19 protein-coding genes, 1 other RNA gene and 1 other annotated feature are annotated in these 22588 nt (G+C 38.7%); of the genes, 2 read left to right on the forward strand and 18 right to left on the reverse strand.

Annotation, left to right across the window (positions count from 1 at the left end):
• Window positions 1-9: 9 nt before the first annotated feature.
• The 8 genes from ptsP to hisS form a co-directional block, all read right to left on the reverse strand.
• Window positions 10-1722 carry a phosphoenolpyruvate--protein phosphotransferase gene (gene ptsP / locus MKY08_RS14865; protein ID WP_069513349.1) on the reverse strand — a complete coding sequence of 571 codons (1713 nt, stop codon included), beginning with the start codon at window positions 1720-1722 and terminating at the stop codon, window positions 10-12.
• Entirely contained in the window at window positions 1716-1985 is a 270-nt protein-coding gene (locus tag MKY08_RS14870) for an HPr family phosphocarrier protein (RefSeq protein ID WP_024363141.1), read from the reverse strand. Before MKY08_RS14870 ends, ptsP begins: the two co-directional genes overlap by 7 nt.
• A 17-nt stretch (window positions 1986-2002) precedes the next feature.
• Window positions 2003-2722, reverse strand: a complete 720-nt coding sequence (locus MKY08_RS14875) for an SIS domain-containing protein (RefSeq protein ID WP_069513347.1) — start codon at window positions 2720-2722, stop codon at window positions 2003-2005.
• A gap of 4 nt (window positions 2723-2726) precedes the next feature.
• Window positions 2727-3449, reverse strand: coding sequence for a GntR family transcriptional regulator (locus tag MKY08_RS14880; protein WP_024363143.1), 723 nt, complete (start codon window positions 3447-3449; stop codon window positions 2727-2729).
• A gap of 26 nt (window positions 3450-3475) precedes the next feature.
• Window positions 3476-4636 (reverse strand): N-acetylglucosamine-6-phosphate deacetylase, encoded by a 1161-nt coding sequence (gene nagA / locus MKY08_RS14885; RefSeq protein ID WP_069513345.1) that lies wholly within the window; start codon window positions 4634-4636, stop codon window positions 3476-3478.
• Window positions 4637-5262: 626 nt separating this feature from the next.
• Window positions 5263-5465: non-coding RNA, 6S RNA (gene ssrS / locus MKY08_RS14890), on the reverse strand.
• 128 nt (window positions 5466-5593) lie between these two features.
• On the reverse strand, window positions 5594-7363 hold the full coding sequence (gene aspS, locus MKY08_RS14895) for an aspartate--tRNA ligase (RefSeq protein WP_069513343.1): 1770 nt from the start codon (window positions 7361-7363) through the stop codon (window positions 5594-5596).
• Between the two features lie 28 nt (window positions 7364-7391).
• Entirely contained in the window at window positions 7392-8654 is a 1263-nt protein-coding gene (gene hisS, locus MKY08_RS14900; RefSeq protein ID WP_069513341.1) for a histidine--tRNA ligase, read from the reverse strand.
• 125 nt (window positions 8655-8779) lie between these two features.
• Window positions 8780-9021: a binding site (T-box leader), on the reverse strand.
• A 163-nt stretch (window positions 9022-9184) separates the two neighbouring features.
• Between hisS and MKY08_RS14905 the strand changes: the two genes are divergently transcribed.
• On the forward strand, window positions 9185-10765 hold the full coding sequence (locus MKY08_RS14905) for an N-acetylmuramoyl-L-alanine amidase (protein WP_069513339.1): 1581 nt from the start codon (window positions 9185-9187) through the stop codon (window positions 10763-10765).
• Window positions 10766-10823: 58 nt separating this feature from the next.
• Here MKY08_RS14905 and MKY08_RS14910 read toward each other — a convergent pair whose 3' ends face one another.
• The 6 genes from MKY08_RS14910 to MKY08_RS14935 form a co-directional block, all read right to left on the reverse strand.
• Complete coding sequence (locus MKY08_RS14910) at window positions 10824-11033, reverse strand: DUF2642 domain-containing protein (protein ID WP_069513338.1); 210 nt, start codon at window positions 11031-11033, stop codon at window positions 10824-10826.
• A 70-nt stretch (window positions 11034-11103) separates the two neighbouring features.
• Window positions 11104-11544, reverse strand: a complete 441-nt coding sequence (gene dtd / locus MKY08_RS14915; protein WP_069513336.1) for a D-aminoacyl-tRNA deacylase — start codon at window positions 11542-11544, stop codon at window positions 11104-11106.
• A 65-nt stretch (window positions 11545-11609) separates the two neighbouring features.
• Entirely contained in the window at window positions 11610-13805 is a 2196-nt protein-coding gene (locus MKY08_RS14920; RefSeq protein WP_024363150.1) for a bifunctional (p)ppGpp synthetase/guanosine-3',5'-bis(diphosphate) 3'-pyrophosphohydrolase, read from the reverse strand.
• A 206-nt stretch (window positions 13806-14011) separates the two neighbouring features.
• Entirely contained in the window at window positions 14012-14926 is a 915-nt protein-coding gene (locus MKY08_RS14925) for a pseudouridine-5'-phosphate glycosidase (RefSeq protein ID WP_069513333.1), read from the reverse strand.
• Between the two features lie 4 nt (window positions 14927-14930).
• Window positions 14931-16022, reverse strand: coding sequence for a carbohydrate kinase (locus MKY08_RS14930; RefSeq protein ID WP_069513331.1), 1092 nt, complete (start codon window positions 16020-16022; stop codon window positions 14931-14933).
• Window positions 16023-16216: 194 nt separating this feature from the next.
• Window positions 16217-17485, reverse strand: coding sequence for an MFS transporter (locus MKY08_RS14935; RefSeq protein ID WP_069513329.1), 1269 nt, complete (start codon window positions 17483-17485; stop codon window positions 16217-16219).
• 171 nt (window positions 17486-17656) lie between these two features.
• On the opposite strand from MKY08_RS14935, the gene MKY08_RS14940 reads away from it, so the two are divergent.
• The gene (locus tag MKY08_RS14940) at window positions 17657-18109 is read left to right on the forward strand and encodes a MarR family winged helix-turn-helix transcriptional regulator (protein WP_069513327.1); all 453 of its coding nucleotides are present in this window, start codon (window positions 17657-17659) and stop codon (window positions 18107-18109) included.
• A 203-nt stretch (window positions 18110-18312) separates the two neighbouring features.
• Here MKY08_RS14940 and MKY08_RS14945 read toward each other — a convergent pair whose 3' ends face one another.
• The 4 genes from MKY08_RS14945 to recJ form a co-directional block, all read right to left on the reverse strand.
• On the reverse strand, window positions 18313-18663 hold the full coding sequence (locus MKY08_RS14945; protein ID WP_069513325.1) for a DUF3139 domain-containing protein: 351 nt from the start codon (window positions 18661-18663) through the stop codon (window positions 18313-18315).
• A 26-nt stretch (window positions 18664-18689) separates the two neighbouring features.
• Window positions 18690-19358: a hypothetical protein gene (locus MKY08_RS14950; RefSeq protein WP_025220102.1), complete on the reverse strand. Its 669-nt coding sequence runs from the start codon at window positions 19356-19358 to the stop codon at window positions 18690-18692.
• Between the two features lie 259 nt (window positions 19359-19617).
• Window positions 19618-20130: an adenine phosphoribosyltransferase gene (locus tag MKY08_RS14955; RefSeq protein ID WP_024363155.1), complete on the reverse strand. Its 513-nt coding sequence runs from the start codon at window positions 20128-20130 to the stop codon at window positions 19618-19620.
• A 14-nt stretch (window positions 20131-20144) separates the two neighbouring features.
• Window positions 20145-22484, reverse strand: a complete 2340-nt coding sequence (gene recJ, locus MKY08_RS14960; protein ID WP_069513323.1) for a single-stranded-DNA-specific exonuclease RecJ — start codon at window positions 22482-22484, stop codon at window positions 20145-20147.
• Between the last annotated feature and the right edge of the window lie 104 nt (window positions 22485-22588).

Here is a 22588-nt window from a genome sequence, read left to right on the forward strand (position 1 = left end):
ATTGAATAATTACATTATTAAATATTGTTTTATATATGCTTCAACATCAGAAGCCGTTGCTAACATTAAAATAGCCTCAATATGTTGGCCTAACTGTTCTTTTGAAAGCTTTGCAATCTGTGCCCTTGCTTTGAGAATAGAAGCGGCATTCATGGAAAATTCATCTAAACCGAGAGCCAGTAAAATTGGTATCGCCACTTCATCCGCTGCCATTTCACCGCACATTCCTACCCATTTCCCCTGTTGATGTGCCGCATCAATAACTTGTTTAATCAGTCTTAGTACAGCCGGATGATAGGGTTGGTATAAATAAGAAACATTTTCATTCATACGATCTGTAGCTAACATATATTGTATTAAATCATTTGTCCCGATTGAGAAAAAATCCACTTCTTGTGCAAATAAATCAGCAATCATCGCGGTCGCAGGAATCTCCACCATTATGCCAACTTCTATTGCATCAGCTATTGCAACCCCTTGTGCCTGCAATTGAGCTTTTTCTTCTACTAACATTTGCTTCGCTATGCGCCATTCCTCTAACGTTGCAATCATCGGAAACATAATTTTCAAATTGCCATAGGCACTCGCTCGTAGTAAAGCACGCAGTTGTGTACGAAACATGGTTTGTTGATTTAGGCAAATTCGAATCGCTCGGTAGCCTAAAAACGGATTGATTTCAGATGGTAGCTTTAAGTAAGGCAGGTGCTTATCACCCCCAATATCTAATGTACGAACAATCGTAGGCTTCCCTTGCATTTTTTCAAGAACCGTACGATAGGCCTGAAACTGTTCTTCTTCATTCGGGAGTTCTTGCCGCTCCATATATAAAAACTCCGTTCGAAAAAGACCGATACCGTCCCCCGCAGCAAGTAATACCTTCTCTACGTCTTCAGGCTTGCCAATATTACCAGCAATCTCTACACTGTGCCCATCAGCACTTTTGCTCAACAATGTAACATATTGAGAGAGCTCACTTCGTTGTTGCTGTTGCACTTGTTGCTGTTGCATATAAAAAGCGGCCACTTCTGGTGTTACATTCATAAGAATGTTGCCCTTTGTGCCATCCATAATAAGGGGCGTGCCGTGTTTAATTTCCTTTGTAGCCGTTTTTGTTCCCACTATGGCTGGAATATCTAGCGTGCGTGCGAGAATAGCAGAATGCGATGTTCTCCCACCAATATCTGTAATAAAACCTTTGACATATTTGGTATCTAATTGTGCTGTCATCGATGGAGTTAAATCTTCAGCAACGATTATGACATCTGATGCCAAACGACGAATATCAGGTAATTCCACATGCAATAAATGCGCTAATAATCGCTTCGATACATCACGAATATCCGCCGCTCGCTCCTGCATATAAACATTATCCATTCCTTCAAACATGGAGATAAACATTTTTGAAACTTCATGTAGTGCATACTCCGCGTTGCTGCCTAATTTCATTTTTTCTTCAATAGCGGCTAACATTTCAGGGTCTTCTAATAAGAGTAAATGGGCAACAAATATCGCTGCCTTTTCTTCACCAAATTTTTCCTGCGCGCTTGTTACGATTTCTTGTAATTCCACTTTCGATTGCGCTAGCGCTTTTTTAAAACGTTCAATTTCTGCCTGAACATCAGTAATCGTCTGTTTTTTAAATGATAAATCTGGTTCCACTAAACAATAAGCATCAGCAAAGGCAATGCCTTCAGAAACGGCAATACCTTTTATCTCTAACATTCTTCACCAATTCCTTTCGTTACGATCACCTCTGTCACAGTTTGCATTAGCTGATCTGCATCTGTCCCCTGTGCCGAAATCGTTACAATACTTCCTGTTACGATTCCTTGTGCCATAACGCCCATAATTGATTTTAAATTGACAGACTTGTCATTGTAAGTTAACTGAACATCACAAGCAAATGGTGTTACAGCAGTTACTAATAATGCTGTTGGTCGAGCATGTAAGCCTTCTGGTGTTGTAATCTTAAATGTTTTTTTCATCGATACCCCTCCAAATTTCATTCAAAATTAATCCGAGTTTGATAGTTCGCTATCATAACATCATTATGATGCAAATTTGACTCTACATTGTTACTCTCAAAAACAGGTACTATCCCCTGACAATCCGCCATTATTTCAATAACTTGACTAAATAACGCATGAAGAATAGCAGAACCAATAACCGTTGACGCTGGTGCATATTGCATCTGCTGTTGATGTAATAAGCCATCTCCTACAGGAATATGTGTATCAATAACAACATCGACCACATCCTCTAATCGCTTACCACTATGATGACGAGTTGGTTGTTGGCGATACGCAAGTGATTGCATAGACATGACGAGGACACCCGATTGTTTGGCTAACAATGCGGCATCGATTGGGGCATAATTTCGCCCAGATGTTGAAATAACAATACATACATCGTACGCATGAAAATGAAAATGATCTTTATGGCGCGCTATGATTGTTGGGTCTTTTTCATTTTTCGAAGATGTCAAAGCACCTGCATATAAAGTTAATGGCTCTATTGTTATAGGACGTACAGGCACAAGCCCTCCAGCACGATAAAAAGCATCTTGTGCTAATAGATGTGAATGCCCACACCCAAACAATTGCACAATCCCTCCACGTTGGAGACGCAAAACAATCTGTTGTGCCGCTTCGGCTATCAGTGCATTTTCCTGCTCTAGCACAATATCTAATAGTTTTTGAAGTTCATGAAAATAAGCTCGCATCGCATCACCTTTTAATTTCGCTTATAAATTTGTATCGATCTGCACGATAAGTACTTCGTACAAGTTCGAATGGCACACCGTCAGCTAAATAACTTGTTCGTTTAATAATTAACACTGGTGCTGTACTATTAATTTGCAAATATTTACTGTCCTCCTTCGCCACAATAGCTGCCTCCATTTGTTGAATAGCATTGCCAATTTTCTGATGAAATTTTGCTTCTATCAGTGCATACAATGAGCCCATAATTTTTTTCTCATCTAATTCAGGATAAACTTTCACTGGAATATACGTTCTTTCTATTGCCATCGGTTTAGAATCGGCATTTCGTATTCGTGCGACAAAAAATACTTCCTCCCCAGGTTCTAACAACAAGTCACCGGCTATGTCTAGAGGTGGCACAATTTTTTCAAAGCGCAAAACTTTACTGCTCGGTTCCATTCCTCTCGCACGCATATCTTCTGTAAAGCTTGTTAATCCCATTAATGGTTGTTCCAATTTCGGATTGGCTACATACGTACCTCTTCCTTTTTCACGATAGAGCAATCCACTGTTTACTAAATTGGTAATGGATTGACGGACAGTCATCCTACTCACATCAAATTGCACTGATAGCTCTCGTTCTGATGGAATATTTTCTCCTATTTTGTATTCCTCTAAATAAATTCTTTGCTTTAATATTTCCTCTATTTGTATATAGATTGGTATATGAGAATTTTTATCTAACAAGCTTGGCACCTTCCTAACGCGTTTTACTATGATTTCTCAAATACAACTTTCCCTCGACAAATAGTTTTTTCTACATTTAGCTGTTGATCTAACAAAATCACATCCGCATCAAAGCCTGCTGCGATACGACCTTTCGAACGTAGCTGTAATTGCTGTGCAGCATTTGCAGAAGACATGGCAACAAGTTCTGACAGTGAACAGTTTGTGACCGCTTTCATATTTTTCACTGCTTGTTCCATCGTTAAAATACTACCAGCTAATGCGCCATTGGGTAAATGCGCTCCGCTTGCTGTAACATGGACCGTTTGACCACCTAAATCATAATTGCCATATTGCAATCCTTTCGCACGCATTGCATCCGTAATTAAGATAATTCCCGCTGCCCCCTTTAGTCGGTAAGCAAGTTGTATGGACATAGGATGACAATGGACAAAATCCGCGATGATTTCAACTTTCACTGCATTTTCAAGAAGTACACCACCGACTACTCCTGGATTGCGATGATGGAATGGTCTCATTTGATTGTATAAATGCGTTGCCTGTCTCACACCAACTGCCACTGCTCTATCGACCTCTTCAAACGTTGCATCTGAATGGCCAATCGAAACAATTACGCCTTGTTTATGTAGCGCTTTGATAAACGCTATACCCCCCTCCAGCTCTGGAGCGACAGTGATTTGTTTAATACGGTTGTGACTCAATTGTTGCCAATAAGCAAATTGCTCGATTGATGGTAAAATCATATAGTCCACTGGTTGGGCACCTGCTCGCTTTGGTGACACATAGGGTCCTTCAACGTGCACACCTAACAATGTGGCTTCATCTCCATCATTTTCAAATTGTGCTATCGTCTTTAATGCTTGCTCAATGGTATCTGTTGCCTGTGTCATGGTCGTAGCAAGAAAGCCTGTGACACCTTCTTGTACTAAGGATCGGGACATTTGATGTAATGCTTGCTCGGTGGCATCCATCACATCACTTCCTGCAGAACCATGAATATGCATATCAATATAACCAGGGAATAGCAGCCAGTCTTTTCCCTTACCATCAATATATTGCTCTGCCTGATCGAATAATTCATTGCCTACTTTCATAATCCGACCATTCGCGATGAAAACATCACCTTTGAACGGCAAATCGGTATCGTTGACGATCGTGACATTGGAAATTAATAATCTGTTGCTCAATTCAACACCTCCACTGCCTTTGCTTTTAACAACTTGGCTGTGCAAGAAAAAGACATCTATTTGCATTATGGTCTAGTTGTCTATACCAATTATAGTGTGTTCATTTGAAAATAAAAAGTAATTTTTACAATTTTTCTTATTTTTCTTTCAATTTAACAAAAAAGTCCTGACTTAAAATAAGCTAATCCCAATAGAAAAAGGGGCTGGGACAAAAGAGAAAAAGTGTTAGATTGACTGCCATCAATCTAACACTTTTTTGCTGCGCCGTTGTTGTCCGCTTCGGCGGCGCTTTCCGCTCAGCACAGTAAGCCGCAACCCTCGCTAACGCGCGGAATGCCAGCGTCTTACGGTGTGTGCGTTCTGAGCAGGAGTCACCGCCTTCGCTACCAACAACTAGTGAACACTTCTATTTTTTTGCAAATAGCCAAGTTCCCATAATAGCAAAAATTTACGAACACCTTTCCTCTGTTCCTTAAATTTTTTTAGTTATGTCCCAGCCTCATTTTTCTGTAAGCGTTGCTATCCGCTTCCATTAACGAATGCTCTTCTAAATTTTATATCTTTAAAAGAAAGACTAGCAAAATTTACGACTTTGCCCTATCTACATTCTAGCACTCTATGTATGGACGAATCCCGATAGTGCCGTAATGCCAATGAAACATTCGTTTTGAACCCGCAATTTGCAGGTGGGTGCCCTCTTCATAGCTTTAAACGTCCCTCTCCGTATGGGGCTTGTTTGCCACTACAAAATTAGATGGCTCCCGACGATATAGTGTTCGGTCAAAACTGTTAAATAGAGTTAGCAGTTAGACAAACACATCAGGATTCGTATTACAGTTATCATAACACCATATTTCAGATAATTCAAACGATTTCTAGCGATAATTTCGAAATAAACAAAAAATACCTAGATTCCCAACATTTATTGTTAGAGAATCTAGGTATTCTGTATTGTTTTTATCTTTTAAAAGATTTAATCGCGAGACTTAATTCGCTTAATTGATCAGGAGATACTTCGCTTGGCGCATCCGTTAATAAGCAACTTGCGCTTGCTGTTTTCGGGAATGCAATTGTATCACGTAAATTCGTACGTCCTGCAAGTAGCATAACGAAACGGTCAAGACCAAATGCAAGACCAGCATGAGGAGGAACACCGTATTCAAATGCTTCTAATAAGAAGCCGAATTGCGCTTTTGCTTCCTCTTCTGTGAAACCGAGTAGTTTAAACATTTTTTCTTGTAAATCACGCTCATAAATACGTAGTGAACCACCGCCAAGCTCATAACCGTTTAACACGATATCGTAAGCTTGTGCACGCACTGCAGCAGGATTTGTATCCATTAACTCGATATCTTCGTCAAATGGACGTGTGAATGGATGATGCGCTGCATAATAGCGACCATCTTCTTCAGAGTACTCGAACAACGGCCAGTCCGTAATCCATAAGAAGGCAAATTGAGATTCATCGATTAAGCCTAAATCTTGACCTAATTTTGTACGAAGAGCACCTAGAGATGCCGCCACTATAGGAGCTTTGTCAGCTACGAATACTAAAATATCACCAATTTCAGCACCCATGCGCTCCATTAAAGCCGCTGCTAACGCTTCATCGAAGAATTTTGCGATAGGTCCATTTAAACCTTCTTCTGTTACTTTCAACCAAGCAAGACCTTTTGCCCCGTAAATACCAACGAATTTTGTAAGTTCGTCCATATCTTTACGTGAATATTTATCAGCCGCACCTTTGATGTTAATACTTTTCACTTGCTTGCCTTGCGCTACTGTATCAGCAAACACCTTGAAATCACAGCCATCAAAAATATCATTTAATGCTACTAGCTCTAAACCGAAGCGAACATCTGGTTTATCTGAGCCATAACGATCCATCGCTTCTTGGTATTTCATACGTTGGAACGGTGCTGGAATGTCAATACCTTTTACATCCTTCATAACGGCTTGAATTAAACGTTCATTCATTTCCAAAATTTCTTCTTGTGTTAAGAAGCTTGTTTCAATGTCCACTTGAGTAAATTCAGGTTGACGGTCAGCACGTAAATCTTCGTCACGGAAACAACGAGCGATTTGGAAATACTTCTCAAAACCTGCTACCATTAATAATTGTTTAAATAGTTGCGGAGATTGCGGTAAGGCATAAAACTCTCCCTCATGTACACGTGATGGTACTAGGTAGTCACGGGCACCTTCTGGCGTTGATTTTGTTAAAATTGGCGTTTCTACTTCTAAGAAACCTTCATTTTGTAAAAAGTTACGAATTGTACGTGTTACGTCTGAACGCATTTTGAACGTATCAAACATCACTGGACGACGTAAATCTAGATAACGATATTTTAATCGTAAGTCTTCTGAAACGTCTGTGCGATCTTCAATTTGGAAAGGCGGCGTCTTTGCTGTATTAATAACAATTAGGCTTGTCGCTTCAACCTCGATTTTTCCGTTTGGCACATTCGGGTTGATTTGATCTTCTGCACGAAGAATAACTTTCCCTTCAACTTCGATTACGTATTCGCTACGCACTTTATCAGCTAAAGCATGTGCTTCTGCTACATCAGGGCTAAATACAACTTGTGTAATACCTGTACGGTCACGTAGGTCGATAAAAATTAGACCACCTAAATCGCGACGGCGTTGCACCCAACCTTTCAATACAACGTGTTCGCCTTGTAACGTTTCAGAAAGTTCGTTACTAGCATGAGTTCTTTTTGCCATTTTGTATTTCCTCCAACATCTATATCATTTATTTAAGTAAGTAGTTCACTAATTCTGAGAAAGCGACTTTTTGTTGCTCCCCAGATGCCATATGTTTGACTGTCGCTGCTTGTTCTTCCATTTCTGTTTCACCTAAGACGATTGTATATTGAGCACCTAATCGGTCTGCAGATTTCATTTGGGCTTTCATTTTACGATCTAGGTAATCCATGTCGGTTGCAATGCCTTTTGCACGGAATGAACTTGTTAGCTCTACTGCCTTTAGCTTTGCTTCAGCACCCATGGCAATCATGTAAACATCTAACGATGATTCTGTATCTAACTCCACTGCTTCGGCTTCAAGCGCTAATAATAAACGCTCAATACTTAACGCAAAGCCTATACCTGGTACATTAGGACCACCAATTTCCTCTACTAATCCATTGTAACGACCGCCACCACAAAGTGTTGTGATAGCACCAAAGCCATCAGCAGTAGACATAATTTCAAATGTAGTATGGTTATAGTAGTCAAGACCGCGTACTAAGTTTGGATCTACTTCATACGTAATACCAAGCGTATCTAAATATGATTTAACTTGAGCGAAATATGCCGCTGAATCGTCTGTTAAAAAATCAGTTAATGCAGGTGCAGAAGCCATTAATGGATGCTCACGGTCTACTTTACAATCTAAAATACGTAACGGATTTTTTTGCAAACGATTTTGGCAATCTGCACAAAACTCGTGAATATGTGGCTCGAAATGGTTAATCAACGCTGTCCGATGGGCATCACGTGTTTCTTTATCCCCAAGAGAGTTGATTACTAATTTTAAATCCTTTAAGCCTGTTGATTCATAAATGTCCATAGCTAGTGCAATGACTTCAGCATCAATAGCAGGATCCGCTGAGCCAATTGCTTCAACGCCGAATTGCACAAATTGACGGTAACGACCAGCCTGTTGGCGTTCATAACGGAACATTGGTCCAATATAAGATAGCTTGACAGGCTGATCAGGTGCCCCAAACATTTTATGTTCTACATAGGCACGTACAACGCCGGCTGTATTTTCAGGGCGCAATGTTAATGAACGACCCCCGCGGTCTTCAAATGTATACATCTCCTTTTGGACGACATCCGTTGTTTCACCAACACCGCGTGCAAATAAATCTGTTTGTTCAAAAATCGGCGTACGAATTTCGTTATATCGATAGACACGACATATATCACGAATAATCGATTCAACCTTTTGCCATTTTTCTGATTGACCTGGCAATATGTCTTGTGTTCCTCGTGGCACTTTAAAAGTCATGAAAATACCTCCTTTTCAATTGCTTATGAGCTAGCCTTCGTATGTAAAATACGAACATACTGTAGATAGACCGACCTTGTTCAAAAGAAATCCAACAAAAAAAGCCCTCGTCACCTTGCATAATTGCAAGGGACGAGAGCTGTATATGCTTCCGCGGTTCCACCCTAGTTGACGCATAACGTATACTGCGTCCTCCTCATAATCGGGTAACGGCCGATTCCGTTTTTTCCTACTAAGTATCCTTTTCAGAAAAAAGCCTCTCAAGTGTTATTCGCCTTATACATTTTTGTAGGAAAGATTGCAGCCTAAGTCTTTCCCTCTCTTTTCCAATAGAGGTATATGCTACTTGCTTGGTCATAAGCGGTTAATCATTTTTTGATTACCCTTTATGTTAGTCACAACATAAGGTAATGTCAACTATTTTCTTTTTTTTCATCTTACAGTTGTTAAAAAAACGATTTCCGTTACCTTTTTCCCTCGAATTTTAGCATAAAAGCATGGTAAAATAGCACAAGGAAAGGAGGGGTTCGATGACGACAAAACTTATACATAAAACTATTATCTTTGTCTTATTATTAGCATTTATGATACCACATATCAGCGACAAAGAACTAGCACTTGCCGATACAAGTGATTTAAAAGTTACTGGAACCATACTTCATTTACGCGAAGGACCTGGGCTGTCTTACCCCATTATTACCACATTAGAAGAAGGCGATTCGTTAACATCTATCGGTCGCGAGGGAGACTGGATTCAAGTAAAAACAGGCGATTACGAAGGATGGGTAGCTTCATGGCTAACAGCATCCATAAATGAGCAACAAACAATAGATAAAACTGTTATTTCCCAAGTTGATCGTCTAAATATCCGTACGGAACCAGATATTGCGTCTCCTGTTCTTGGACAACTGTCAACAGGTAATCAAGCCACATTAATAACAGAAAATGGTGAATGGGCAAAGATCAATTGGAATGGGCTAATTGGTTGGGTATCTTCAGACTATGTGACGATTAATGAAAAAGCGGAAAAAACAACTACTGAACCAGTAGTTGAAGTATCTACAACAACCGAATCGAAAGGGACTACTTTTACGATTTTAGTCGATACGTTAAATGTCCGAAAAAAAGCCGATTTAACATCCAAAATTCTAGGGACTGTTTCCAAAGGACAATCTTATAAGGTGCTTGCTCAAGAGCACAATTGGGTGCAAATTCAATATAGTAACAAAAAAGCTGGTTGGGTATATAGTTTCTATGGGACATTTTCAAATGCGGTGAAAACGACTTCGAAAACAGCAACATCATCTTCATCATCAACACTTGAATCTGTCACAATTATTTATAATGGCACCAACTTACGCACAGATGCGACAACCACTGCGGAAGTTGTGCAACGTGTAGATGCAGGTGAAACTTTTCCCATTGTAGGGGCTAAAGATGATTTTTACGAAATTCAATTAGAAGATAAAACCGCTTTCGTTGCCAATTGGGTTGTGACTACTTCTCAAAATAATGCAGCAACAAAAACAACTACCAAAACAAAGTCTGAGCCACGAAAAAAGGGCACTTTAAACGGACTAACAATTGTCGTAGATCCAGGGCACGGTGGAAATGACCATGGAACGACTGGACAACGCGGGACGGATGAAAAGGACATTACATTGAAAACGGCATCTCTGCTTGCTTCCAAGTTAAGTGCAGCAGGTGCAAATGTTGTCATGACACGTGAATCAGATGAATATGTAGCACTTCGTAAACGGGTGTCCATTGCCCACCAGCATGATGCGGACGCTTTTATCAGTATTCACTATGATGCAACTGACAATAGCTCAATTTCTGGCTTTACCTCCTATTATTTAAACAACAATCAAAAAGGGCTTGCTGAAGCCATACACAATGGATTAGCTAGTAAAGTTAATTTGAAAGATCGTGGTACACAACAAGGGAATTATTTAGTACTACGTGAAAATCGACAAAAAGCAGTGCTGATCGAGCTCGGTTTTTTAAGTAACGCCAATGAAGAAAGAGTTATTACAACAGCTAAATTCAGAGAACAAGCCTCACTTGGCATCTATCAAGGCATTTTAGATTATTTTGATGCACACGAATAAAAAAGAACCTTCATTTTCTATATGCTTAAGAAAATGAAGGTTTTTATATGTGATTTATTTATGTTATCGCCAATGTGACCCATACAATTTCCTCCATGCGAATAAAGAAAGGTGTACGATTAATTTCGATAACAATATGGTCTGGTAATATGGAGGTCAAATGACCTTGTTGAATATTCTTCTTCGTTTGAACAACGATCATTTGGCCAATCATCATTTTCAGTGTTTCATATAAATAAGGATTCGACACTCTTCCCATTTGCGTCATCGAAATTGCACTTCCTTCCCGCATTTAGCCATTCTTTTTAGTATATGAAGGAATGATAGGAAATGTACCTCTATTTTGACTCCAGTAGAATTGTGACAGGTCCATCATTTGTCAATGCAACATCCATCATCGCACCGAAAATCCCTGTTTCAACCTGTAGGCCATACCCTCGTAATGCATCATTGAATGCCTCCCACAAAGGAGCAGCCATTTCTGGTCTTGCCGCACTTGTAAAGCTTGGACGATTACCTTTTTTCGTATCTCCATACAATGTAAATTGGGAAACCGATAGGATTGCGCCTCCATGCTCTAAAATAGAATGATTCATTTTCCCTTCACTATCTTCCCACAAGCGTAGATTAGCTATTTTTTTTGCTAGATAGGCCACGTCTTCTGTTGTATCTTCATGTGTAATGCCTACAAGAAGCACATAGCCACTATCAATAGCACCTGTTACTTCTCCTTGTACGGTAACAGATGCAGCCTTACTCCGCTGTAAAACTACTTTCATAATGTTAAACCCCTCAATCTATCAAAATCTACACTATTCTTTTCTCTTGTTATTTGCTGTAGCTATTAGTTAATTACACGTTGCACTGAATATATATCAGGTGTTTGTTTTATACGTTCAACAACCTTATGCAGATGGGAAATATTCGAAATTGAAATCGTTAGGTGAATAGTGGCAATTTTATCACGGTCAGCACGGCCACTCACAGCTAAAATGTTCGTTTTCGTCTCGCTTACGATTTGCATAATTTCATTTAAAATACCAGGTCTATCAAAGGCAGATACCTCGATATCGACAGGATACTCTTTTTTCTCAGGTGTAAGCCCGTTCTCCCATTCAACTTCGATAATACGTTCCTGCTCATCCTCAATTTGAATATTTGGACAATCTGCACGGTGTACGGAAACACCTCGTCCTTTCGTAATAAAACCGACAATGTCATCACCTGGCACTGGTGTACAGCAACGAGACAATCGAATGAGCATATTGTCAATTCCTTTTACAATAACGCCAGACTCTGTGCGTTTTTGTGGAATAGGATTTTTCATTTTTTGCTCAATTTTTTCAAGTGCTTCTTCTTGTTCACGCTCTTTACGACGTTTTTCGGCTAAACGATTAACAACTTGTTGCGCTGTAATACCATTTACACCAACTGCGGCATATAAATCTTCTTCATTCGTGTAATTAAATTTATCGCAGACACGTTTTAAGTTTTCCGCTGACATTGTTTCTTTCATGTCGAAATCTTGCGCGCGAATTTCTTTTTCAATCATCTCTTTCCCTTTGATGATATTTTCTTCACGAAGATGACGCTTGAAAAACTGCTTGATTTTATTTTTTGCTTGGGATGATTGCGCAATTTTTAGCCAGTCACGACTTGGACCGAAAGATTGCTTTGATGTTAATATTTCAATAATATCACCCGTTTTTAATGGTGTATCGAGCGGCACCATCTTGCCATTAATTTTTGCACCGATTGTACGATTACCGACTTCTGAATGCACACGGTATGCAAAATCGATAGGTACAGAACCAGCTGGCAATTCTATTACATCCCCTTCCGGTGTAAACACGTACACCATATCAGAGAATAAATCGAATTTTAAAGATTCCATGAACTCTTCGGCATTTGAAGACTCGTTTTGGAATTCTAATATTTCTCTAAACCAAGTTAATTTTTGATCGACATTTTGTTTTTCAATATCAATCTTTTTACCTTCTTTATAAGCCCAGTGAGCAGCGATCCCGTATTCAGCAATTTTATGCATTTCTTTTGTACGGATTTGTACTTCTAGAGGATCTCCGTATGGACCAATGACCGTTGTATGCAACGATTGATACAAGTTTTGCTTTGGCATTGCAATATAATCTTTAAAACGCCCAGGCATCGGCTTCCATAATGTATGCACAATACCTAACACTGCATAGCAATCTTTTATGCTATCAACTAAAACGCGAATGGCTAACAAATCATAAATTTCGTTAAATTGCTTTTTTTGGAGCACCATTTTACGATAGATGCTGTATATATGTTTCGGACGACCATAAATATCCGCATCAATTTCGACTTCAGAAAGCTGGGATTTCATTTCTCCCATAACATTGTCTAAATAAGCCTCACGTTCATCGCGCTTCTTCTTCATGAGACTGACAATACGGTAATATTGCTGTGGATTTAAATAACGTAGTGCAGTATCCTCCAGCTCCCATTTTACTGTCGAAATTCCTAGACGATGTGCAAGGGGAGCAAAAATTTCAAGCGTTTCTTTCGAAATACGGCGTTGTTTTTCAGCAGGTAAATGCTTTAAGGTACGCATATTGTGCAAACGATCCGCAAGCTTAATTAAGATAACGCGAATATCCTGTGCCATAGCGACAAACATTTTACGGTGATTTTCCGCCTGCTGTGCTTCTTTCGATAAATATTTTATTTTCCCCAGCTTCGTCACACCATCAACGAGCATTGCTACTTCCTCGCCAAATTCACGGACTAGGTCATCACGTGTAAATTCCGTATCTTCGACAACATCGTGTAAAAAGCCTGCTGCCACAGTTTCTGGATCCATTTGTAATTCAGCTAAAATACCGGCAACTTGCACTGGGTGAATAATATACGGTTCACCAGAGCTACGGAATTGCTCAATATGCGCATCTCTTGCCAATTCATATGCTTTTTTCACGAATGCGACATTTTCCTCATTCATGTAGGATTTGACTAACTCAAAAACGTCCTCAGGAGTCAAAATTTGCTCTTTCGCCATAACATGTCCACCTTGCTCGTCAAATTTTTCAGATTAGATATAAACTTAATTGTATAAAAAATAGAGGTCGATTGTAAAGGGACTGTGTCATATAGTTTAGATAATATCGTGAACAAGTTTCATAAATGGAAAAAATATTCATTATTATAAATAAAAAGACCCTTTGCTAGGCTGATTTGCTTCGCAAAGAGTCTTTCATTTACTTGTTAGTTTGCTTTGTTGTAAGCCACTGCAATTTTCGCACCAACTACTGCATTGTTTTTCACTAATGCGATATTAGCATCAAGGCTCTTACCTTCTGTTAACTCTTTTACTTTACCAAGTAAGAATGGTGTTACGTTTTTACCTTGGATACCATTTTCTTCAGCTTCTTGTAAAGCCTTTTCAATAATGCTTGTGATGAATTCATGCTCTAGTGCATCGACTTCAGGGATAGGGTTTGCAATAACTGCGCCGCCTTGTAAGCCTAAATCCCACTTAGCACGCAACATTGCTGCAACTTCTTCTGGTGTATCTAGTTTAAAGTTGACATCAAATCCACTTTGGCGAGTGTAGAATGCTGGAAGCTCAGACGTGCCATATCCAACTACTGGTACACCTTTTGTTTCAAGATATTCTAATGTTAAACCGATATCTAATATAGATTTCGCACCTGCACAAATAACAGCTACATTTGTTTGTGCTAATTCTTCTAAGTCTGCTGAAATATCCATTGTTGTTTCAGCACCACGGTGTACACCACCGATACCACCTGTAACGAAAATATCAATGCCTGCAAGCTCAGCGCAAATCATTGTTGCAGCAACTGTTGTCGCACCTAATTTTTTCGTAGCCAATAAATAGCCTAAGTCGCGACGAGAAGTTTTTGCAACACCTTGTGCATTCCCAAACATTTCAAGTTCTTCGTCAGATAAACCGATTTTAATTTTCCCATCAATAAGCGCGATTGTTGCAGGCACCGCACCGTTATCACGAATAATTTGCTCTACTTCACGTGCTGTTTGTACGTTTTGAGGATATGGCATACCATGTGAAATGATTGTTGACTCTAATGCAACAATGGGTAGCCCTTTTGCTTGTCCAGCTTTTACTTCTTCTGATAATACGATGAATTCTTTCATGATGTTATTCCTCCATTTCACTTTTCAACAATTCTTCTGATAGTTCAGGTCTTACTGTATATGGGGATGCCAATGTATTTTTAGCATTCGTTAAGCCTGCGTCTATGCAAACTTCAAACGATTGCCCCCTTAACCAACTATGAATGACAGCACTTACAAAAGCGTCACCCGCGCCCGTTACATCTTCAATTTTCTTTATTGCTTTCGCAGTAAAATGACGTGGTGGACTAGTGGTAGAGGCAGCATAGACCCCTTTGCTACCAGCCGTAATAATGACATGCTCTGCTCCTAATTGTAGAAGCTTTTGAATCGCTTGGTCATAGTTTGCCTCGTTATTGATTGTATGACCAACAATCGTTTCTGCTTCGTCCGTATTACATATAAACCACGTAACACCTTGCAATGTATCCGGTAGTCGATTCATTTTGGGAGAAGATACCGGAACGATAACAAATGGAATAGCGCGCGCAATCGCGACTTGTTGGATATACACCACTGTTTCTTTCGGGCAATTTAAATCCATAATAAAGCAGCCAGCATTCATAAGCATTGCCTCGTATTTCTTTAACAAACTCGGCAACAATAAATCATAAACTTCCATGTTCGCCACAGCTAATGCAAGCTCACCTTGCTCGTCCATAATCGCAGTATAAGAACCAGTTGAAGCATCTGGTAACTGCTCGACATAGCGCAAATTCATAAATGACTCTGATGCTTCTTGGATTACTTGCCAATCCGCATCTTTACCTGCTGTCGTTAATAACGTCACCTGATGATTAAGTCGGCCTAAATTTTCTGCAATATTGCGCCCAACCCCACCTACACTGAATGAGGAACTAGCAGGATTCGAAGTACCTAATTGGACAGTTCCTTTTACATGAAATTTGCGATCGAGATTCGCGCCACCGATACAAATAATTTCATTTTCCTCAGGTAAAATATAAGCACGACCGACAATTTTCCCTTGCTTCGTTAAGCTCGACACTAAGTTCGCAAGTACTGGACGGGACAGATTCATCTTATCTGCCATCTCTTGCTGAGACATAAACGGATTTTTGCGAATTAAAGCCAGTACCGCTTGTTCTCTTTCATTCATAGCATCACCTTTTATTATATTTGTTTGTATTATAAACTTTTGTTTGAGCGAAGTCAAAACATTTCATTCGATTTGTTTAACACTCCCCACTTCTATATTTTCCCTTCAAATGAAATGCAAATATTTTCAATAAAAAATAGCACACTAGATGAATTTTCTAGCGTACTATTGTTTGTTCCATATTGTTTATACTATTATGCTGAATCACTATTATGCATGACATTCGGTACTTGCTTTTTCACAATGATGACAAACAAGCTAGCTAAAACGCAAAAAACGCCAGCCAAGAAAAATGCCCAAGTATAAGAATTAAAAAGTTTATAGATAAGACCTCCCCCATATGCTGCTACTGCTGCACCTGCCTGATGGGAGGCGAATATCCAGCCATAAATAATCCCGCTTTTTTGAGTACCAAAAATTTGCCTTGAAATACTAACAGTTGGCGGTACAGTTGCAATCCAATCTAGTCCATAAAACACAGTAAACATGATGAGCAATGGTAAAGAACCTTGTACTAATGCATACGGTAGTAAAACTAAGGAAGCACCCCTTAAAAGATAATACCAAAATAATAACCAACGATTATCGAAACGATCCGATAACCAACCTGATAGTGTAGTTCCTACTAGGTTAAAAATCCCCATGAAGGATAGAAAAGATGCTGCTGTTACTAATGGAATACCGAAACTAATACAATACGATACAAAATGTGTACCTATTAAGCCACTAGTCGATAATCCACAAATAAAAAAGCTACCAGCCAAAAGCCAAAATGCTTTCACTTTCACAGCCGCAAATAAACCATTAAAGGCAATGACGATTGGATTTTTCTTATTTTCTACTACTTCTTCCAATCGTTCTTCGTCAAGACCGTATGCAAGAAGCCCCACATCCATCGGTTTATTTTTCATAAACAATAAAATAATTATTAACATGATCGAACTTAACACAATGATTAATGTAATTGCCCAACGCCATGAGTAATTTTCGATCATCATCGCTAAAACTGGAAGCAGTACTAACTGGCCTGTTGCAGTACTAGCTGTTAGTATTCCTAATGCAAGCCCTCTTCTTTTCTCAAACCAATGATTCGCTACAAATGGACTTAATACGGTTAAAAAGAGACTAGCTCCTAAACCAATAATAAAGCCCCAAATAATTATTAATTGCCATGCTTGCTGCATCAACAATGTGAGCGAGATGCCTATAACTAATATTACCATCGCAGCTACCATCATTTTTTTTAATCCAATAACTTCAAGTAGTGCTGCCATAAATGGACCTGAAATGCCATATAAAAAAAGACTTATGGCAAATGCCATTGCGATGATTGAGCGATCCCAGCCAAACTCCTGTTCAAACGGACCAATAAAAACACCGGATGAAGATAAAGTGATACCCGCTACAATAATGGAGAAAAAAGTAATCGTTAAAACAAACCAGCTGTAATGAATACGTTTCATAAGGCCACCTACATTCTCGGATAATGGAACACTTTAAGGATATTTTCATATAAAATAAAAATACATGTATATACATACATAATAATAACTTGTTATTTTTGATGTCAAGAAATTTTTTCCATTTAAGTGATATAATATAAACAATTAAAAAACATAAAAGGAGAGCTTATGATGGAGAAAGTACACACAGACATTGACTATACGCAAATTTGCGTATGTGCAAATCTTAGAAAGAAGACTAGAATTGTTACGCAGCTATACGATAAAATTCTTGAACCTACTAATTTAAAAGTTACGCAATACGCTATGTTAGCCAATATAGCAAAGCATAAAGCCGTTTCAGTTAGTCAACTAGGCATTATTCTTTCACTTGATCAGACGACGATCACCCGCAATGTCAATCTTTTAAAAAAAAGTGGCTATGTTGCTATTACCCAAGATTCACAAGATGGCCGAACAAAAATTATTTCTTTAACGGCTACAGGCATGCAAAAATTAACAGAAGCAGCTCCTATTTGGATGGACATTCAGGAGAAAATCATCCATGATATCGGACCCGAAAAATATAAAGACTTTTATGAAACGCTAAAAAAAATACAACAAGTAGTGAAATCCTACGAGTAATTATCAGAATTGTTTGAGTACCTGGCACTTGGATGGTATTTTTGAGGTAAATGCACAAAAATTCCTACAATTCGTCGTTAAATCACAAAGAGCCCATGGTATTTCTACTAGAAATATCACGGGCTCATGTTAATAATATTACTTAGTGCTATTTAGTGCTATTTAGTCGTATACAAAACTTTAAAACCTTTATATACCATGAATTAGGAACGATTGTTTTTATAAGGGTCATAATTTTTCAAATCTTCTATTGGGACTTTTATTCCGCGAATATCATAATACTCAAACTGTCCTTTAATATCATGTGCAAAATAAAGATATACTATATTAGGTTCATTTTGAAAAGTTACTTTTACATAATAATTAGGTATCCCGGTAGTCCATTTACTTTCAATCATAAAAATATCAGATTCATCGTAACCTTTTTCCTCAATTAGATACTCCATTACTTTATTAAGTGCAATGTGCTTTTTTACTTGAATGTACACAAAAGGTGTTAAACATAATAGAAGTACAATAGACAGGATAATTAAAAATTTTTTAATAATAACCACTCTCCCTAATATAGTGAAAGCTTGTTTTATTTAGTGTTGAACGAACCTACATTAGTAAAAATACTAGCATTTTTAATGTGACCAGGTGTTACGAAGGCTGTACTAGAACCTGTTAGACTTAAATTAGTAATATCTCCAGAATTGCTATAGAAAAATGCTTGCCAAATAAACTTAGAACAGTAATTAGGAGAAAGTGTGTTCAAAGGCTGTAAATTAATAATATCATAAACTTTAGCATAAGAATAAGCATACGCTGCCCAATCCGCAGCCCCTTGTCCTCCTGAACGAGGTCGGTAAATATAAATTGTTTCATTTGCTCCATGTCGACTACTATACGTTTCGACTGTATCTCTCTTCCCAGCCACTTCATCTACAGGATTAACATGATATATTCTATAGTCAGGACCGACAATACCTACATGACCAACAATTTTTGTAGACGTCACTAATGATTTTGAAGAATATAAAACATCCCCTATTTTCATTAATGTTTTTGTGCCAGGATAGTAATTTTCATTTTCTACAGCATTAGGGGAAATCCCATTATTCGGAATTTCTATCTGATCAGCATAAATAATCTCGGTATTCTCATTAATAAATGAATCAACTGGTAATTCATTTGCTAAAACCTTGTGTTCCGTCGAAATTACAAAAAAACTTACTAAAAATAGTATTGAAAAGATTATCTTCTTCATTTTTTCTCCCCCTAATTTATCTATCGCGAAAGTTTTATGTTAAAATATAACATAAATAACTATTTAAGTATATATAAATTTAAAGAACTGATATTAAATTTATTTTTGTAATATTCAGTAATTTTTGATGATTAGAGCAGGATTGAAATGCTCATAAACTAGCTCATAGAGACGATGGTGTTCGTCAAAATAGATTAGCAGCTTTTTATTAATTATTTAAAAAAGCTGTCCCAATTATAGGGGACAGCTTTTTTTAGTATTAATATTGAATTAAAGTTTTTACGCTTAAATCGCCAAGTTTTGCACGGCCATTTAGTTCTTTTAGCTCGATTAGGAATGCACAACCAACAACTTCTCCACCTAATTGTTGAATTAAGCGTACTGTTGCCTCCACTGTACCACCAGTAGCTAGTAAATCATCACAGATAAGTACTTTCTGACCTGGTTTGATGGCATCTTTATGCATTGTTAAAGTATCTTTACCATATTCTAAACCGTAGTCTGCACTAATGACTTCACGTGGCAATTTTCCAGGTTTACGAACTGGCGCAAAGCCAATTTCCAACGCATAGGCAACAGGGCAACCGATAATAAAGCCACGAGCTTCAGGACCTACAATAATTTCTGCCCCTACTTCCTTGGCATAAGCTACGATTTGATCTGTTGCATATTTGTAAGCTGGACCGTTATCCATAATTGTTGTAATATCTTTGAAACTAATGCCTTCTTTCGGCCAGTTCTCAACCGTTGTCACGTACTGCTTTAAATCCATAGTTCTTGCTCCTCCTACGAAACTGTATTCGCATATAAATTTAATCGTTCATCAAACCATTGCTTTAACTCTATATATGGCGCATAGACAAGTTTTTGCTCTATTTCAATCTGTTCAGAACGTTGTTTGTAAGACGGTGCCTCCGTTAATGCCGTTTTCGGTGCATTCATGTTGACAGTCGTCAGTCCACTCTCCATTTTAACAAAATTAAGCTCAAAAAACACCTGTGTCATAAATTTTAATGCTTCTAAAGGCCAACCAGTATGTTTCGCTAAATCCGGTAAATGCATATCTAGTGGAAATGCTGGACGTTGCTTTAAAAATTTATAGTACCACGCAAACTGCTCACGTGTAGGTATGCCATTAAAGTACTGGGAATCTGGCATATAGAAATGGGCATAAATACGTGTAGGTGCTGTTTTGCTTAACACATTTTCTAATAATTGAACATTGTGCGGTAAATCTAGCAACACAATATAATCTGTTTGTTCCACATTGGACAGCTCTACATCCACTAATTCAATTGGCACACCAAGCAATGATTGATAATAGCTGATTGTCTCAAGACGAAACGCAAAAAAGACTGCTTCCTCTTTTGGTACCGTGTGTAACCATCGAGATGTTTGACGAATACCACGAATATCAAATAATTGCCACTCTGTCGTTTGAACATCTTCAATCATAAACTGTGGCTTTTTGCGTCCTTGCCATTCATTAATTTGAAGATCGCCAGTAAACGACACTTTAATGCCGTAAGTCAGCTCATGGTACAAATGACCTTTGTTAAATCCTACACTATCCAATTTTTCAAGACCGTCAGTTAATTCCATTTTAATGTGATTTTCTGCTGCGCCAATTTTTCGCATCGTTGCAATTTCTACATCTTCAAGCACGTACACTGGCTTTGGAAAATCAGTGCCAAATGGACCGAGCGTGGCAATTTCTTCAATAGCATCTGCGGAAATCTCATCAATTTTAAGTGGTATATCAATAGCAAGAACTGGCGTTAATTGCTCTTCGGTTAAACATGCTCTTGCTTGCGCATCTAAGCGTGTGCGCAGTTCATCCACATGTTCTAACGGTAACGTCATCCCCGCTGCCATCGGATGTCCGCCAAAATGCGGTAAAATATCTCTATTTTTCGCCAATTCATTGTATAAATGGAAGCCTTCGATACTACGGGCAGACCCTTTTGCTGTCCCTTTCTCAAAATCTAGTGACAGTACAATTGTTGGACGATAATAAAGTTCAACAAGTCTGGATGCGACAATTCCTACAACACCAGCATTCCAGCCTTCCCCCGCAACAACTAACACAAGAGAATCACCAATTTTTTTATCTGCTTCAATGAAGGCAATCGCTTCATCGGTAATACTTTTCACAATATCTTTGCGTTCTGCATTACATCCATTTAGCTGTTTGGCTAATGCTGTCGCCTTTGCTGTATCCTCTGCCATAAGCAACTCAACAGCTGGCGATGCTTCACCTAGACGCCCAACTGCATTTAAGCGCGGTCCAAAGTAAAAGCCAATTGTTTCTTCATTAATCGTGGCTTGCTCAGCACTTGCCACTTCACACATCGCCTGTATCCAAGGACTAAGGGAACGACGCATTTCCTCCATCCCCCGTTTGACAAGGTAACGATTTTCGTCCACTAAAGGAACTAAATCTGCAACCGTACCAATTGCTACAAATTCAAATAAATGGGTTGGCAGCTCGCCATAAAGGGCATGCGCTAATTTAAACGCCACGCCTACACCTGCCAGCTCACCAAACGGATAATGTCCTTCAGGTACACGCGGATGTAAAATGATATCTGCCTGTGGTAACTCCTCCCCAGGCTCATGGTGATCTGTGACAATCACATCCATTCCAAGTTCTTTGGCCACTCGGATTGGCTCAATCCCAGAGATACCATTATCGACTGTTATAATTAATTGAATGCCCTCTTCATGGGCTTCACGAAATAATGCTTCACTCGGACCATAGCCATGTAAAAAGCGATTCGGTATTTTAAAGGACACATCTGCGCCAAGGTCTAGTAAGACATGGAGCATTACTGTCGTACTTGTTACACCATCCGCGTCATAGTCTCCGTACACTAATATTTTCTCGTTATTTTCAAGCGCTTGTTGAATACGCGCTACCGCTTCTGCCATACCATGCATTAAAAATGGGTCGTGAATATTTGCTTCTGTCATATTTAATAAACTTTCTGCATCGGCTGATGTTGTACAGCCTCGTGCTGCTAAAATTTTCGCTGCAATAGCAGAAAGTTGTAAGTCATTTTGTAATGTTTGGACAAGTTGGGCATCTGGACGCTCGACCTGCCATCTTTTTTTCGATAAAATCATTTTTCTCACTTCCTCACGAAAGCTATTATACCGAAAATCAAGCATATACGCACTATTCACTAGCTTACTAGTTTTATCCTCATGGCATCCATAAAAAAAGCCTA

The sequence above is a fragment of the Lysinibacillus sp. FSL M8-0337 genome (assembly GCF_038593855.1).
Lineage (GTDB): Bacteria > Bacillota > Bacilli > Bacillales_A > Planococcaceae > Lysinibacillus > Lysinibacillus sphaericus_D.